The sequence below is a fragment of the Desulfovibrio sp. JC022 genome, assembly GCF_010470665.1.
GTDB lineage: Bacteria > Desulfobacterota > Desulfovibrionia > Desulfovibrionales > Desulfovibrionaceae > Maridesulfovibrio.
In genome coordinates this window covers 221,186-235,595 of sequence record NZ_VOPZ01000002.1, presented here as the reverse complement: position 1 = coordinate 235,595, position 14,410 = coordinate 221,186, and the positions used below count along the sequence as shown (strand labels likewise).

Genomic DNA, 14,410 nt, shown 5'->3' with positions numbered 1-14,410 from the left:
GTCTAAGTTAGTGTATTGTTTCTAAGCGTGTGGACAAACTCCTGTCCTTAAAAGTTCCTTATTCAGGAGGGCAAATGAGAGCTAGAGCTATAATTTTGTGTGTAGTATTCATGTTGATTGCCGGCCTTGGCACCGGTTGTTCCAAGAAGCGTGTTGAGTCTACCTCGGCCAGCCCTGCTGTCGAAGAAAGAATGGCTGAGCAGCAGAACAAGGAACAGCTGGATAAAGAAGAGCAGGCCCGTCTTGAAAGAGAGAAAGCCCTTCAGGAACAGGCTCTTGAAGAAGAGCGTATGGCTGTTGCCGCTAAAAAGGCTTTTGACGATGCTGTTGTAGAGCTGGGAAATATGGTTCACTTTGATTTCGACTCCTTTGAAATTAAACAGGAATACCGTCCCCTGCTGCAACAGAAAGCTGAAATTCTCAAGAAGTTCGACAACGTGACCATGGTTATCGAAGGCTATTGCGATGATCGTGGAACTGAAGAGTATAACCTCGCCCTTGGTGAGCGCCGTGCCCGTGCAGCTTATGAGTTTCTCATTTTGCTTGGAGTGGCTCCTGAAAGGCTGAGCATAGTAAGCTTCGGCGAAGAAGATCCCCTTGATCCCGGCCAGAACGAAACAGCATGGGCCAAGAATAGAAGAGCCCAGTTCAGGCTGACTTACTAGACAGCTGATAAAGTTTCATCTGAAAATAAAATCCCCGCTTTCCAGAAGAAAGCGGGGATTTTATTTTGGGTCGGGATATAAGATATTTTAGGTCAAATAACGGATCAACCATAGACCAATCATGGCATATAGCCCTGCAAAGGCATCATCAATCATGACCCCCCATCCTTCTTTCAGCCAATTTTCAGACTGCTTGATAGGGTAGGGTTTGGTGATGTCAAAGATTCTGAAAAGAACAAAGCCCACAATCAGGTGCCAGTCTACAACAGCGGAGAAGGGCAGGAAAACAAGCCACTGTCCAAGCAGTTCATCAATGACGACGCTGCTGGGGTCTTTTTCTCCTAGTTGCTGCTCTGCTGCGGTGCAAGCTTTGGCTCCGAAATAAAAAATCAACCCCAGAATCAGGATTCTGACCGGGAGCTGGAAGGGCAGAAATAAAAACGGTGCGGTAATAAGAGCAGCGGCAGATCCCCAAGTTCCCGGTGCCTTGGGCAGGTGTCCCACCGGGCCGAGGGTAGCTACATGCGTAAGATTAATGCTGATGTTTTTCATGTCGGCAGTATCGGTGTAAAGCGGTAAAAAGTCCAGAAATGACAAGGCTGAATTCATTATGAATTCAGCCTTGTCTTATAAATATATTGGTGTACGTTTAATTTGCACGCGGCTTAAGGGTATAACCGATAGACTCGGCAATAAACTCAAGGGGTTTTGTTTCTTTGGTTGTTTTAAGGATATCCATCAAAGTGACAGCTCCGAGCTTCGCGTTGTTGTCAAAAGGATTTATCTCCCGCAGCAACGTTGAGTAAGGTTTGCCAATGGACAGGGCCACTTCTTTTGCTGGTTTGGTTCCTTCAAGAACAATATCCTGGGTCACTTTTGTGATTGTTTCGTAGCTCATTTTTTATCCTCCTTTGATGCTGGCTTTGCAAACGAAAGCCTCGCTCTCTTCAACTACATTATGTGGCTGGGAGGATTTTGTGTAAACGGGCTAAACCCCGTATTTTAGGTAATTAAGACTGTAAATGAGGGTAGGGTTTTAGGGTAGGGGTGAGGGTTTTTGTGGTAGGGCGGCATGGTTTCCAGTGTAATATGTTTTTTTAGTAAATGTTCAAAATACATACATTTCTGTCAGTATGTGGCAACAGCCCTGACCGGGGAACCATCTGCATTTTCAAATTTAAGCGGAAGGCAGGAAAATATAAAACCCTCATCAGGCAGAAGGTGCAGTGCGTTGAGGTTTTCAATAATTATGGTGCCCTGTTCCAGCAGGATGTTGTGCACCGCAAAACCACTGATTTCAGCAGAGTCAATGGAGATCACATCCACCCCTACCCCCTTCAAATTGAAGTCAATCAGCCAGCGTGCAGCTTCAGCATTAAGAGCCGGATAGCGGGTGAAGTATTTTTGCTCTCCCCAGTTATTGTACCAGCCGGTGTTAAGCAGGATGAAGTCGCATTTACTTATTTCAGCTTCATATGGAATGAGGTCATCAATATTGATTTCAGGTGAGCTCAAATTCCTGTGGGTGCAGTCGATACAGATTCCCGGTCCGATGAAGCGGTTTACGTCCATGCTGTCGAGAGTTTCTCCTCCGGCAATCATGTGATCCGGTGCGTCGATATGAGTCCCTACGTGTGAGAATATATTTAATCTGTGCTCCCGGAAGCCGTGTACCTCATGGGAAAAGACTTCTTCAATAGTTGGAGTTTCTGTGCCGGGAAATACGGGCATGCCGTTTTTTATGGTATGTGAGAGATCGATTGATGGCATAATTTATGATCCTTATTTTAGCCCCACCAGATATACTCACATTTGGTGCAGCCTAGACGGGTGAGCAGTACAAATGGAATTCCCAGCAGCAGGACGGCTAGAAAGAGTATTTCTTTAGGCCATTTCAGGCGCAGAGCGACTTCGTTTCCGCATTTGGGGCAGGTTGCCCGGCAGGCAGCCGGATTCATTTTAGACGGCTGAAATTTACGAATGATGGCAACTGCTCGTTCAGCATCTTCAGTGTAAACTCTGAGGCCTATTCCGCCTATTGCATGAGCGAGATAGGGTTTGGCGATTGTAATGTTTTCATCATCAACAAAAGCGGTGATGCCTTCTGATTTCAATTTTTGCTGAAGAAGCCTCACTTCCCATGCCACAGTACTTTTGAAGATGGTGCTGAAAGCCGATTTGCTCATTTTTGATTATCCAGTTGTTTTGGATGTGCCGTTTGTCCTTGATGGTCTTAGAAAAAAACAATGTGTCAGAATTGACACAGCTGCGCTTGTTTGAAGTATCATTGTTGTTATAAAGTGGATTTTAAGGTATTGGGTTGTAAATTAAATTCATGGGCTTTTCAGGGAGGGGTAGCAAAAAATGAAGCAGTTGGCGATTTGTTTTGTAGCAGTATTATTTTTAGCAGGTGTTGTTTTTGTTAATGTTAGTGCTGCGGAAACCCTTCGTGTTATGCTTCATGAGGGGTCTTTTCCCCCATACTATTTTAAAGAGGGAGACGTCAGAACGGGTATTGTAAAAGATATATTTAATGCCTTTGGTCAAGAGACTGGAGATACTTTTGAATTTGTGCGTTGCCCTTTCAATCGTTCTCAGCGTAAATTTGATGCCGGGGAATTAGATATTGAGCCCATGTCCAATCCTGTATGGCGGCAATCAGCCAAGGTCCTAGGAGAATTCAGCAAGCCGTTTGCTGTCTCGGATTCTATTGTTTTGTTCAGGGCCGATAAAGTTATTCCTGACGTTGCCCCAAAAGATTTGCTTGGCAAGACAGTGGGAGTGGTCCGGGGTTATTACTACCCTGTTTACAGCCCGTATTTTGCTGATGGTCGTATTAATTCCCATATTCTGGAAAATGAGAACAAGCTGGTGCAATTGCTACTTGCTGATCGTTTGGACCAGGCCCTTATGAATAAGGATTTTGCCTTTTACCAGATCAAGGAACAAGGTCTTAACGGCAAGCTGGCAGTCAGCAAACCTTATGATTCACTTGAGATGATGATCCGTTTTCATCCCAGCAAAAAAGATGCGATTCCGAGGTTTAATAAAGCTATAGATAAGCTTTTAAATGACGGGACTATTAAGAAAATTTACGATCAGTATCGTTAAAAGGGGTATTCTTTTTTACTGTTCAGCCGTTGCCAGCTTTAATCCAAGAGCGGCAAAGATGACCGCAAATGATCTTTGCAGCCAGCGGATAATGCTTGGTGAAGACATTACCTGATTACGTACACTGGTGGCGCAAAGACCATAGCCTATGAAGACTATTAAGGTCATAGCCATAAAGACAGCACTTAAAACAATCATGTGCAGAGTGGGGGAACTTGCTTCCTGCGGTACGAAAAGAGGCAGAAAAGCAAGGAAGAAGATGGACAGCTTAGGATTGAGAATATTTATGAGAAATCCGCGTTTTGCAATCTGCCATAGCTGGATTTGTTTATTTTCGCCGGGCTTGTCAAAGCTTAAGCCTCCTGTGTCCCGCCAGGTAGCCCATGCAAGGTAGAGCAGGTAGGCAGCTCCGGTAAATTTCATCAATTGAAATGCAAGTGCGCTCATATGCAGGATTGCAGATAAACCCAGTACCGACGCTGTCAGGTGGGGGATTATCCCGGCAGTGCAGCCCGCAGCCGCAGTCAGGCTCGCTTTTTTTCCAAGGAATAAGCCGTTTGAAACAGTGTAAATTACACCTGTTCCGGGCATGAGTACCACCACTAATGCCGTAAGCAGGAATTCGTAGCTGATCATTTTCTTGCTCCATGTGATTGAGTTACAGCTAGAATAATCACTAAATGTGTGGAGGCAAGCGGTAATTATTAAGCATTCCGTTCGTTATTGAATACTTCAACCCTGTTTCGCCCATTCTCCTTACTCTTGTAAAGAGCTTCATCCGCTTGCAAGATCAGTATTTCCGGTGGTGTATCATTTTCGGGAATAATAGTCGTAACACCAAGGCTTATGGTAACTATTTCATGCGGTGAATCTTTGTGTGTCAGCTTCAAATTTTCGATTGTCCGGCGCATTGTTTCAGCTACTTGTTTTACTCCTTCTTCATCGTTGGCGATAATGGCCGCAAACTCTTCTCCCCCGTAACGGGCAAAGATGTCAGTCGGTCTTTTAAGCGTTGCATTTAGTGATTCGGCAATAATTTTTAGACATTCATCACCCTGCAAGTGGCCATATACATCATTGTATTTTTTGAAAAAATCAATATCCAGCATGATTAGTGACAAGGGGTGGCCGCTTCTGCGATGAGTGCGCCAGCTCTGCTCAAGGCTTTTATCAAAGTAGCGTCTATTGAAAACTTTTGTCAGTCCATCGGTCTGGGAAAGTTTTTCAAGTTTTGTATTCACCAGTTCCAAATCTTCAGTTTTTTCGGTCACTGTTTCGACCAGATAGTTGAAACCCCGGATCAGGTCGCCAATTTCGTCGTTTCTTTTTTGGGGTAAAGACTTAAGGCCGTCGGTGCTCATTATTCTGACTTCGCGGGCGGCATTTTCAAGGGGAAGGAAATATGTATGCAAGACCAGAAAAATAGTGGAAGAGGTTATGAATACGATTAAAAAGGCAATTGCCACGTTTGCTTGTAAACGGTCTCTCAACGGAGCAAATGCAATTTTTGAAGGGGTTCGCACCACTACAAACCAGTTTGTGATGCTAACGTCTGATATGGCCGAGATGTCTTCGACCCCGAAAGCATTTATGGTTGTCCCTACTCCATTAAATCCATCCATTACTTTATCGTGAAGCTTGTTAACTCCTCGGGCCGGGGTAGGCTTTAGGACCATGTTTTTGTTGTTTGCTGCAACAAAGATTTCGTCTGCTCTGGAAATGATGAGCACATCACTAAATTGACGGTGTTGGTCATAAGCGTAGCCTAGAAAATCCGGGTCATTCAAAAGTATGGGGGTGGCTAGGATTCCGATTAGTTGACCGTTTTTGTCGCGAATGGCTGCGGCCATAGCAATAATGGGGGAGCCGCTGTCACGTCCTCTGAACGGACTGCTGATAATTACTCCTGTTTCTTCCTGTGTCCGCAGAAACCATTCAGAATCATAAAATGTCAGTTTATTGCGACCGGGCATTATAGGAAATTCCGCTATCAGGCCGCTGCCATCGGCGCGTAAAACTGTAATCCCCTGCTTAAAGAAATTGGTCAGGGAGCTGTATTGGCGCAGTTCTTTTTGTAATAATTCCGGGTTTGCAAGTTGTTGCGGGGTAAGGGAGGAGGCAAGGAAGTTTAAAAATTTAATTCTTGCTTTTAGTTTAACATCAATATCGTGAGCAATGTATTTGGCTTCAAGTATTTGGTCATTTTGGATTTTGCCTAGAACATCAGCCTTTACGTAGTGGTAGCTGAGAATCTCTGATGTTATGATGATTGCAAAGACCAAACTTGAGAGCACACAAGCGAGTTTGAAGGGGATTCGTTTGTGTAGAGGTAAGCGATTGCGCATGGTGACCCGTTAGGTTAGCGGTTGCTGAATATCTATTGTTCTAGCATTATTCGCACTCCAGCCTTCCATCAACGTTTTTAAGTCGAAAGTTGCATTCGATGACTTTGCTGCATGGGATACCATTAAGACGGGAGTATCTTCCTGTTTCTGTAGGTGTTTCAGATTTGCACCTTGCAATGAATTTGTCGCTGCAATGGGTTAGTTTTCCACCTTGGTATTTTACGTCGGGAATAGTCCATTTAATGTTCCAGCATGAATCCTTATACGACCCTTTAGGTAATTCATACTGTTTGCAGCACATGTATTCAACAGCCTTTCCGATCTTGCTTTCTGCTTTCGCAATATTGCTTTGAATCAGTACCAGCGAGATGAGCAGCAGACAGAAAAAAGATAAGTTTAGCGTCTTTTTCATTAAAAGCTCCTTTTGATATTTTTATATACCATGCGCTGGTGAAATTTAGCAATCCCCTGCAACAACCACTCCCAAATCCACCAAAGTCTCAATCACCCGTGCCAGCGGCAATCCGACTACATTGGTGTATGATCCGCTGATCCCTTTGACTAGAAATGCGCCTTGTCCTTGAATGGCATATGCTCCGGCTTTGTCATCCGGTTCTCCGGTGGCGGCGTAGGCGCGAACCGCTGCTTCGTTGAAGTCTATGAACTCTACTTCGGTAGAGACCGCGTAGCTGATCTTTTTACCCTCTGGTGAAATGAGAGCACAGCCGCTGATTACTTTGTGTTTATGTCCGCAAAGGGATTTGACCATTTGATATGCTTCATCGCGGTCCACTGGTTTGCCTAAAATATCCCGGTCACGGACTACTATGGTGTCCGAGCCTAATACATATGCTTGAGGATTGTTTGCGGCTACGTTTTCAGCCTTGAGTTCCGCCATTTTTATTGCATAATCTTCAGGGTCCTGACCGGGGTAGGGGGCTGGCTCGTCGCAGGTTGCGGGCTTGATTTCGAATTCAAGCCCGGCGGACCCAAGCAGGTCTTTGCGGCGTGGGGAACCTGATCCCAGCACGAATGGTTTTACGGTTCTGTATATACTCATCATGAATCCTTTTTATAGATATCTATCATTTTAAATGGCGTTAGGCCTGATTCTTATTTTAGTGATAGTTTGAAAATTAGCAAAAGTGAATGCTAATTGAAGCTGGCATGTTATTTTTTGTACGCTTTTGTTGCTCTTTTGTGCTTCTAAATGTAATAATTAATAAATTACTGTACAGGAGTGTTTAATGAAGGTTTGCATCTGGGGAGCGCGAGGTTCCCTGTCTGCTACATATAATGCCGAAAGGGCCAGAGCTAAAGTTAAGGCAGCATTGGAAATTGCAGTCGAGAAAGGTATTGATTCAAGTACCGATCTTGATCGGTTCATTGACAATGAGCTGCCTTTTCCTGTCCGCGGTTCTTACGGGACCAATACTCCCTGCATTCAGGTTGAAGGACAGGGAGATGAATACATTATTTGTGATTGCGGGACCGGATTGCGCGACTTGGGTAATAAAGTCATGGCCGAACGTATGGGGGCTCCGGGAGCGCATTTTCATATCTTTATGTCCCATTTGCATTGGGATCATATTCAGGGTTTTCCGTTTTTCGTTCCTGCCTACATTCCCGGTAATAAAATCACTTTTTACGGCGGTCATCCCGGTATAGAAAAGGTGTTGCGTAACCAGCAGAGCGAACCCTGCTTCCCGGTTCATTTTGAGAATCTGGCAGCTGAATTTGATTTTATCCGCCTTAAGACCGGGCAGAAGCTGGAAGTTGCCGAGGTTAATATCGAGGTCAAGGCCCAGTATCATCCGGGCGGTTCCTTTGGATATCGTTTTGAAAAAGGCGGCAAATCAGCTGTTTATTCTACCGACTGTGAACACAAAAGTGCTACGGCCCTTGCTGATAAGGGATTCGTCGAATTTTTCAAGGAAGCGGATCTTTTGATCATGGATGCCCAGTACTCCTTTGCGGAGGCTAATTCCATCAAGGAAGACTGGGGACATTCTAACAATATCATTGCTGTGGAACTTTCCGGAATGGCTAAAGTCAAGACGCTTTGCCTCTTTCATCAGGAGCCGGTGCTTGATGATTTTCAGCTTCAGAAATTTCTGGAAGATACAAAGGAATTTTCCCAGCTTGCCGAGTTCAGGCCTGAAAAGATCATTATGGCTCAGGACGGTCTTTGCATCGATTTGTAGCAGTTTTTATATTTAGAATTTTATAAAGACGGTTTCCGAATTCGGAAACCGTCTTTTTTTTCGGACTATCCGTTTATGTCCTGTTTTTGACATTTTCAATTTTTATCTTTTCCTTAAGTAAAAATATCCTTTCTTAGTCCCTGTAATATACACTGTTGCGGCGATTGGCATTACCCTTGCTCCATAGATCGAAAGAGAACCGCGGGCTAAGTCCCGAACTCATCAGACGATGGAGCATGGTATGAAATTCGATGAACTGAAATGTGAACTTGATCTCATGGATTTTAATTCAGGGGATGCGGATACTTCCGGCCTGAACGGCTGGGCGGTCCCGTGGTCCGACCTGATGATGGTTATGTTCGTTCTTTTTGTGGTGTTGTTTATCTACAGCCAGTCAAAAGAGAATATAAAAGTCATTTTTGAGGGCAATGCCCAGTCTCAGGTTGCGGTCGATCCTGCGGACGGACTTATTGAGATGATCTCATTTCATCGTGAAGCCATGTCCAGTTCAGCCAGAGTTGTCATGACTCCTGAAGATGTTCTTTACCGTAGTGATGACGGGGCTGTGAGCATGAAAGAGGAAGATGGTGAACTGAAGATCGTCATGCGCGGCAACGCATTTTTCGCTCCGGGACAAAACGGCTTTGAAGCCAAGACCCGCAAGTACCTTGCAGAGGTTGCCGAGGTTCTCAAGACCAGTAAACACGCAATTCATATAATCGGGCATACCGATGGATCAGATGCTGCCAAGATTGGCAAGAAGAATACTTTTGAGCTTTCCGCAAGGCGCGCCGCTCAGGTCGCTGAATATCTGATTAATAAAAAAACAATCGACCCGGTCCGCATTATAGTCAGCGGACGAGGCGGGGTTGCCCCGGAACTGCCCGGAGATATGGGTAAGGTGGCAGGCAACAACCGCAGGGTAGAGATCGTAGTCATAAATACTGACGTCAAGGCTCAGTAAGGAGGTCTGCAATGAATAAGAAGAATTTAATCGGTGTCATCGTCGCCTTAGCTGTTTTCGGAGCCAGTTTCTGGCTCAGCGGTGGAATCGCTCTTTATTGGAACGGGGCCGCCCTTGCCATTGTGCTTTCCGGCCTAGCTGTTGCTGTGTTGCTCAGCTATCCGGTGGAGCAGCTGCGCGAAGCTTTCCGAGTGGTGCAGGATACTTACTCCACCCGCCTTGCCACCCATGAGGAGATTGTCGAGACTTTGTTGGACCTGAGTGTTCGTTCTAAAATGGACGGCATGCTTTCTCTTGAAAAAGCTGGCGAAAAAACAACTATTTCCTTTTTGCGCAATGCACTTATGTTGCTGGTGGATAATTTTGAGGAAGATGAAATCAAGGATTGCCTGAAGACTGAAATGTCATTTTTCAATATGCGTCGCGGTGAATCCGAGCGTGTTTTCCAGTCCATGGCCCGCTTTGCTCCCGCGTTCGGTGTAGCCGGTTCTGTAATCGGGCTGATCGGTCTGCTCATGGGTATCGATAATCCGGCAATGATTCTCAAACATATTCCGGTTGCATTTATTTCCACTCTTTACGGGGTAATTTTCAGCAACATGATTTTCGCGCCCATGGCTGAAACCGTGCGTTGCCGGACCCGCAACGAGCTGATTAATCAGAAAATGATCCTCGACGGTGTTATCGCCATTAAAAAGGAACAGAATCCTTACAAGCTGGAAAGAAAGCTTGGTGCCTTTCTTGATGCGGATGACCGTGAAGAAAAGGCCGAAGCCCTCAGAAATATTACCCGCAAGTATATCAAAATGCGCAGGGATGAGAAGAATTCCAAGGATAAGATTCTGCATGAAGTTCCTTTGGTGAAGGCTAAGGCTTCATAGGCGTATACGACAGATCTCCAGGGCATAATTGAATAATCGGCCCGGTGCGGCGTTCCTATACGGGGCAGTTCGTACCGGGCTTTTTCGTGTCCGATTTTTGACTCCTGATGAAATCCACATGGTTCGCATTTATTTATTCTCCTGAATGTATTAGAATTCCGGTCAGTAAATATGGAAACGAATTTTAATTTTCAGAGTAGGGGATTGCTATAATGGGACTTGTTCTAGCCGTTGATATTGGCGGCACAAACAGCAGATTTGCCGCGTTTGAGTCCGGTTCGGGCCATGAACTGGTCATGAAGGAGACAGTCTGGCTCTCAAGTGTACAGGCTCGCAGTTTTGATCATCTTATGGAAATGCTGGCTGAAAGTGATTTTCCCTACATGCCGTCTGATTTTGATGTCACGGTCATTGCTGTGGCAGGTCCGGTGGTAGGCGGTGTATATTGCAACGTTACCAATGTGGACTGGGATGTGGATTTTAGGGACGGCTATAAGAAATACGGTTTCCGTGCCGCCGTGCTGATCAATGATTTTGCCGCGCAGGCTTATGCCTGCCGCACAGCTGCGGTGGAAGGATGCCTGGTTGTCCATGAGGCTGAAATTTCACCTACCGGAACAGTTGGGGTTATCGGTGCCGGAACCGGGCTGGGGCATTGCGCACTGGTTCCTGTTCCTGTTTCCGAGCTGGGCTATGTTCCTGTTCCGTCGGAAGCAGGTCATATCAGTTTTCCCTGCCAGACTGCTGAAGAGCTGGATTTCTGTAAGTTCGTTATGGATAAGCGTAAGATCAGCTATTGCTGCGGCGATGAGGTCCTGACCGGGCGCGGGCTGAACATGCTTCACCTCTATCTCACCGGGGAAGACCTTGAGCCGCGCGATATTGCAGCAAAAATGAAGCAGGGCAATATAACTCTTGAATGGTATTCCCGGTTTACCGCTCGTTGTTGCCGTAACTACGCTATCAGTGTTTGCGCAACCGGGGGGCTGTATATTGCCGGGGGCATTGTAGCCAAGAATCCCTTTGTGGTTGAGCAACCCGTATTTTTGGAAGAATTTCTCGATTCCAGCTCCATGGGAGATTACTTAAGGCAGATCCCCGTGTTCTTGAATGACAATCAGGAAAGCGGACTTTATGGAGCTGCTTTGAGGGGCGTGCTGCACATTTAACGTGGAGATGACATGGCTAAATATGACTACGATCTCGGTGTGATCGGTGGCGGTGCTGCCGGACTTACCGTTGCTGCCGGGGCCGCACAGCTGGGCGTAAAAGTCCTGCTCGTCGACAAAGAAGATAAATTGGGCGGTGATTGCCTGCATTTCGGTTGTGTGCCCAGTAAAACCCTGATCCGTACCGCACGGGTGCGTCATCTCATGGAGAGGTCCGGGGATTTCGGGTTGCCCGAGGTTGAGCTGCCTCCGGTGGATTACGCACAGGTCGCCAAGCGTATCAGCGAGGTTATAGCGAAAATTCAGGTTCATGATTCCGTGGAACGATTCAATTCATTGGGCGTTGAGGTTCGTTTCGGCGAAGCCCGGTTCATTGATTCTCATTCTGTTTCTCTGAACGAGGGTAGCGTCTCTGCCCGGTCATGGGTGGTTGCAACAGGTTCTTCTCCATCTGCCCCGCCTGTTAAAGGCCTGAATGAAGTCTTATATCTGACCAATGTGGATGTGTTTTCGTTGCCGGAATTGCCGGAATCGCTGGTTATACTCGGCGGCGGTCCTATTGCCGTGGAAATGGCCCAGTCTTTTCAGCGCTTGGGAACCAAGGTCACAGTCGTTCAGCGCAGTAACCAGATTCTCAGCCGGGAAGATGAGGACATGGCTCGTTATGTCATGGATGGCATGGCTAATGATGGAGTGCGTTTTATTCTCGGGTCACAGATTCATGAAGTTCGCAAGTCCGACGGCGGAGTTGAAGTGCTGTTGGAATCAGTCGGGGAGCGTATGAGTGTCAGAGGGGCGCAACTTTTAGTCGCAATGGGGCGCAGATCAAATACAGCCGGATTGGGGCTGGAAGATATAGGTGTTGAACTTGAACGGGGCTCGGTTGTTGTTGATGCGCGTATGCGTACCTCAGTACCCAATATCTACGCTGCCGGGGATGTGATCGGGAAGCATCGTTTTACCCACGCCGCAGGATATGAGGGTGGAATCGTAATTTCCAATGCTGTCTTCCGTATTTCGCGCAAGGCTGATTACACTTGGTTGCCATGGTGTACTTATACCGACCCGGAGCTTGCCAGTGTAGGCATGAATGAGAAAGCAGCTCAGCAGGCAGGTATAAAATATAAAACGGTGGTCGAAGAATTTTCGTCCAGTGATCGCGCTCTGGCTGAAGGCGAAGGGCGGGGACGGATCAAACTTTTGCTTAATGAAAGAGAAAAGCCCATCGGTTGCCAGATTGTTGCGGTCCATGCCGGAGAGCTGCTTTCCGAATGGGTTGCTGCTGTGAATGGTAAGGTAGGACTAGCAACTCTTGCCGGGGCCATTCATCCTTATCCCACGTTGTCTGAGATGAATAAGAAGGTTGCCGGGAAGTTGCTTGGGGAGAAGCTTTTCTCAGACAGGGTGCGCAAGATTTTGAAGCTGTTGTTTTCTTATCGGGGGTAGTCGCTTACTTAAAAAAAAGATGAATTTGTTGCCGCTGTTGTCTGTTTGAGCTATTGTTTCAGTATGTTGGAAATTTTTATTAAGCGAAGTCTGGTTACATTATTCCTCTGCATGTTTCTCTTGTTTGTTCCCAGTATAGGAGTGGCGAGAGAATATACGTTTGTGTCCTTAGAATATTTACCATATTCGATATATGAAGACGGAGTTCCCGTAGGGTCTGATATTGAGATTCTTGAGGAATGTTTTCGGCGTATGAATATTGATGTTAACATTTTGCTTTTGCCATGGAAGCGGGCTTTGCAAATGGCAATGCTCGGCCATGTAGACGGTATTTTCGGAGCAGTGAAGATACCTGAGCGTATGGAGAAAATGTATTACAGTGATCCTGTGCGTGTGGAACAGATTTCTTTATTTGTACGGCAGGATTCGAAGCTTGATTTTAATGGAGATCTAGAGAAGTTGCAGAATCTTTCTTTTGGAGTGATTCGTGATTTCAGCTACGGATCAAAGTTTGATGAATTTCTTGCCGAAGCTTCAAAAACAGGTCGTGTCGAACGAGTGGTTGATACGGAAATGAATCTTGCCAAGCTTATCAAGGGCCGTTTCAATATTTTAGTTGGTGATCACTTTTCAACATTACACACCATTCGTAATGAGGGGTTGAAAGGAAAGGTCCGCAGTCTTGATCCTCCGGTTGCTGAGAATAATATTTATATTACTTTTTCTAAAAAACGCAGGCTTGCTTATTTGCGTGATCGTTTTAATGTTGCTCTTAAATCTGTGCGGGCGGATGGGACATGGGAACGTATTATGAAGAAGTATGTGGACTGATAGATGGTTAGGGGTGTCAAGATAACCGCTGCCTTCTGGCTTCTTTGTGCCGTATTTATACTATCAACAACTGCTGTGCGGGCGGATAGGTACTCTTTTGTTTCCTTGGAGTATACTCCTTATGCGTATTGCCAGAATGGAACCCTTAAGGGATGGGATATTGAAATTATGCGGGAAAGCTTTCACCGCATGAATGTGGACCTGGATATAAATCTTGTTCCATGGAAGCGCGCTTTGCATATGGGCATGAATGGGCATGCTGACGGCCTTTTCGGAATATTGAAGGTCCCGGATAGAGAGCAAAAGATGTATTTCAGTAATCCGATCAGGGGTGAGACCATTTCTTTTTTTGTTCGCAAGGATTCGGATATTGTTTTTGATGGTGATTTGTCTAAAATGAAGGAATTCAGGTTCGGTGTTGTAAGTGGTTACAATTATGGAAAGAAAGTTGACATTTTTTTTGAAAATAATGTGCCGGAAGCCCATATTGAGAAAGTTGTTTCCCCGGTAATGAATGTTGCCAAGTTAATTAAAGGGCGTTTTGATATATTACTTGGGGATACTGCTTCAACATTACATACCATTCGTAAGCAAGGGCTGGAAGGGCAGATACGGAAACTTTACCCTCCTGTCAGTTTCAATAAAGTCTATGTTGCTTTTTACAAAAATAAACAAATGGGTGACTTGCGTGACCGTTTTAATGTAGCTCTTGAATCCATGCGTAAGGACGGGACCTTGCACCTGATAATGAAGAAATATATGGATTCGTCCGTTATAGAAAAAGGAAAATAACA

17 protein-coding genes are annotated in these 14,410 nt (G+C 45.7%); 9 read left to right on the top strand and 8 right to left on the bottom strand.

Annotation, left to right across the window (positions count from 1 at the left end; translation table 11 throughout):
* The first annotated feature begins 74 nt into the window (after nt 1-74).
* Nucleotides 75-665 carry a peptidoglycan-associated lipoprotein Pal gene (gene pal / locus FMS18_RS04085; RefSeq protein WP_163292480.1) on the top strand — a complete coding sequence of 197 codons (591 nt, stop codon included), beginning with the start codon at nt 75-77 and terminating at the stop codon, nt 663-665.
* Between the two features lie 87 nt (nt 666-752).
* Here pal and FMS18_RS04080 read toward each other — a convergent pair whose 3' ends face one another.
* The 4 genes from FMS18_RS04080 to FMS18_RS04065 all read right to left on the bottom strand — a co-directional run bounded on the left by FMS18_RS04080 (nt 753) and on the right by FMS18_RS04065 (nt 2,851).
* The gene (locus FMS18_RS04080) at nt 753-1,217 is read right to left on the bottom strand and encodes a phosphatidylglycerophosphatase A (RefSeq protein ID WP_163292697.1); all 465 of its coding nucleotides are present in this window, start codon (nt 1,215-1,217) and stop codon (nt 753-755) included.
* A 97-nt stretch (nt 1,218-1,314) separates the two neighbouring features.
* On the bottom strand, nt 1,315-1,563 hold the full coding sequence (locus tag FMS18_RS04075) for an amino acid-binding protein (RefSeq protein WP_163292479.1): 249 nt from the start codon (nt 1,561-1,563) through the stop codon (nt 1,315-1,317).
* 230 nt (nt 1,564-1,793) lie between these two features.
* A complete protein-coding gene (locus tag FMS18_RS04070; RefSeq protein WP_163292478.1) occupies nt 1,794-2,435 on the bottom strand; it encodes a cyclase family protein in 642 nt (213 codons plus the stop codon).
* A 17-nt stretch (nt 2,436-2,452) separates the two neighbouring features.
* On the bottom strand, nt 2,453-2,851 hold the full coding sequence (locus tag FMS18_RS04065; protein WP_163292477.1) for a DUF2007 domain-containing protein: 399 nt from the start codon (nt 2,849-2,851) through the stop codon (nt 2,453-2,455).
* Nucleotides 2,852-3,029: 178 nt separating this feature from the next.
* On the opposite strand from FMS18_RS04065, the gene FMS18_RS04060 reads away from it, so the two are divergent.
* Entirely contained in the window at nt 3,030-3,776 is a 747-nt protein-coding gene (locus tag FMS18_RS04060) for an ABC transporter substrate-binding protein (protein ID WP_163292476.1), read from the top strand.
* A 15-nt stretch (nt 3,777-3,791) separates the two neighbouring features.
* Here FMS18_RS04060 and FMS18_RS04055 read toward each other — a convergent pair whose 3' ends face one another.
* The 4 genes from FMS18_RS04055 to FMS18_RS04040 form a co-directional block, all read right to left on the bottom strand.
* Nucleotides 3,792-4,412 carry a LysE family translocator gene (locus FMS18_RS04055; RefSeq protein ID WP_163292475.1) on the bottom strand — a complete coding sequence of 207 codons (621 nt, stop codon included), beginning with the start codon at nt 4,410-4,412 and terminating at the stop codon, nt 3,792-3,794.
* Between the two features lie 68 nt (nt 4,413-4,480).
* Complete coding sequence (locus FMS18_RS04050) at nt 4,481-6,121, bottom strand: diguanylate cyclase (RefSeq protein ID WP_163292474.1); 1,641 nt, start codon at nt 6,119-6,121, stop codon at nt 4,481-4,483.
* Nucleotides 6,122-6,167: 46 nt separating this feature from the next.
* Complete coding sequence (locus tag FMS18_RS04045) at nt 6,168-6,533, bottom strand: hypothetical protein (RefSeq protein ID WP_163292473.1); 366 nt, start codon at nt 6,531-6,533, stop codon at nt 6,168-6,170.
* 45 nt (nt 6,534-6,578) lie between these two features.
* Nucleotides 6,579-7,181 (bottom strand): nucleoside triphosphate pyrophosphatase, encoded by a 603-nt coding sequence (locus tag FMS18_RS04040; protein ID WP_163292472.1) that lies wholly within the window; start codon nt 7,179-7,181, stop codon nt 6,579-6,581.
* Between the two features lie 187 nt (nt 7,182-7,368).
* Here FMS18_RS04040 and FMS18_RS04035 point away from each other — a divergent pair, with 187 nt between their 5' ends.
* From FMS18_RS04035 to FMS18_RS04005, 7 genes are all read left to right on the top strand, one after another.
* A complete protein-coding gene (locus FMS18_RS04035) occupies nt 7,369-8,325 on the top strand; it encodes an MBL fold metallo-hydrolase (protein ID WP_163292471.1) in 957 nt (318 codons plus the stop codon).
* A gap of 241 nt (nt 8,326-8,566) precedes the next feature.
* Nucleotides 8,567-9,289 carry an OmpA family protein gene (locus FMS18_RS04030; protein WP_163292470.1) on the top strand — a complete coding sequence of 241 codons (723 nt, stop codon included), beginning with the start codon at nt 8,567-8,569 and terminating at the stop codon, nt 9,287-9,289.
* 11 nt (nt 9,290-9,300) lie between these two features.
* Nucleotides 9,301-10,170 (top strand): motility protein A, encoded by an 870-nt coding sequence (locus tag FMS18_RS04025; protein ID WP_163292469.1) that lies wholly within the window; start codon nt 9,301-9,303, stop codon nt 10,168-10,170.
* 212 nt (nt 10,171-10,382) lie between these two features.
* A complete protein-coding gene (locus tag FMS18_RS04020; protein ID WP_163292468.1) occupies nt 10,383-11,339 on the top strand; it encodes a glucokinase in 957 nt (318 codons plus the stop codon).
* A 12-nt stretch (nt 11,340-11,351) separates the two neighbouring features.
* A complete protein-coding gene (locus tag FMS18_RS04015; RefSeq protein WP_163292467.1) occupies nt 11,352-12,785 on the top strand; it encodes an NAD(P)/FAD-dependent oxidoreductase in 1,434 nt (477 codons plus the stop codon).
* Nucleotides 12,786-12,848: 63 nt separating this feature from the next.
* Nucleotides 12,849-13,616 carry an ABC transporter substrate-binding protein gene (locus FMS18_RS04010; RefSeq protein ID WP_306774073.1) on the top strand — a complete coding sequence of 256 codons (768 nt, stop codon included), beginning with the start codon at nt 12,849-12,851 and terminating at the stop codon, nt 13,614-13,616.
* Between the two features lie 3 nt (nt 13,617-13,619).
* The gene (locus FMS18_RS04005) at nt 13,620-14,408 is read left to right on the top strand and encodes an ABC transporter substrate-binding protein (protein WP_163292465.1); all 789 of its coding nucleotides are present in this window, start codon (nt 13,620-13,622) and stop codon (nt 14,406-14,408) included.
* Nucleotides 14,409-14,410: the final 2 nt, after the last annotated feature.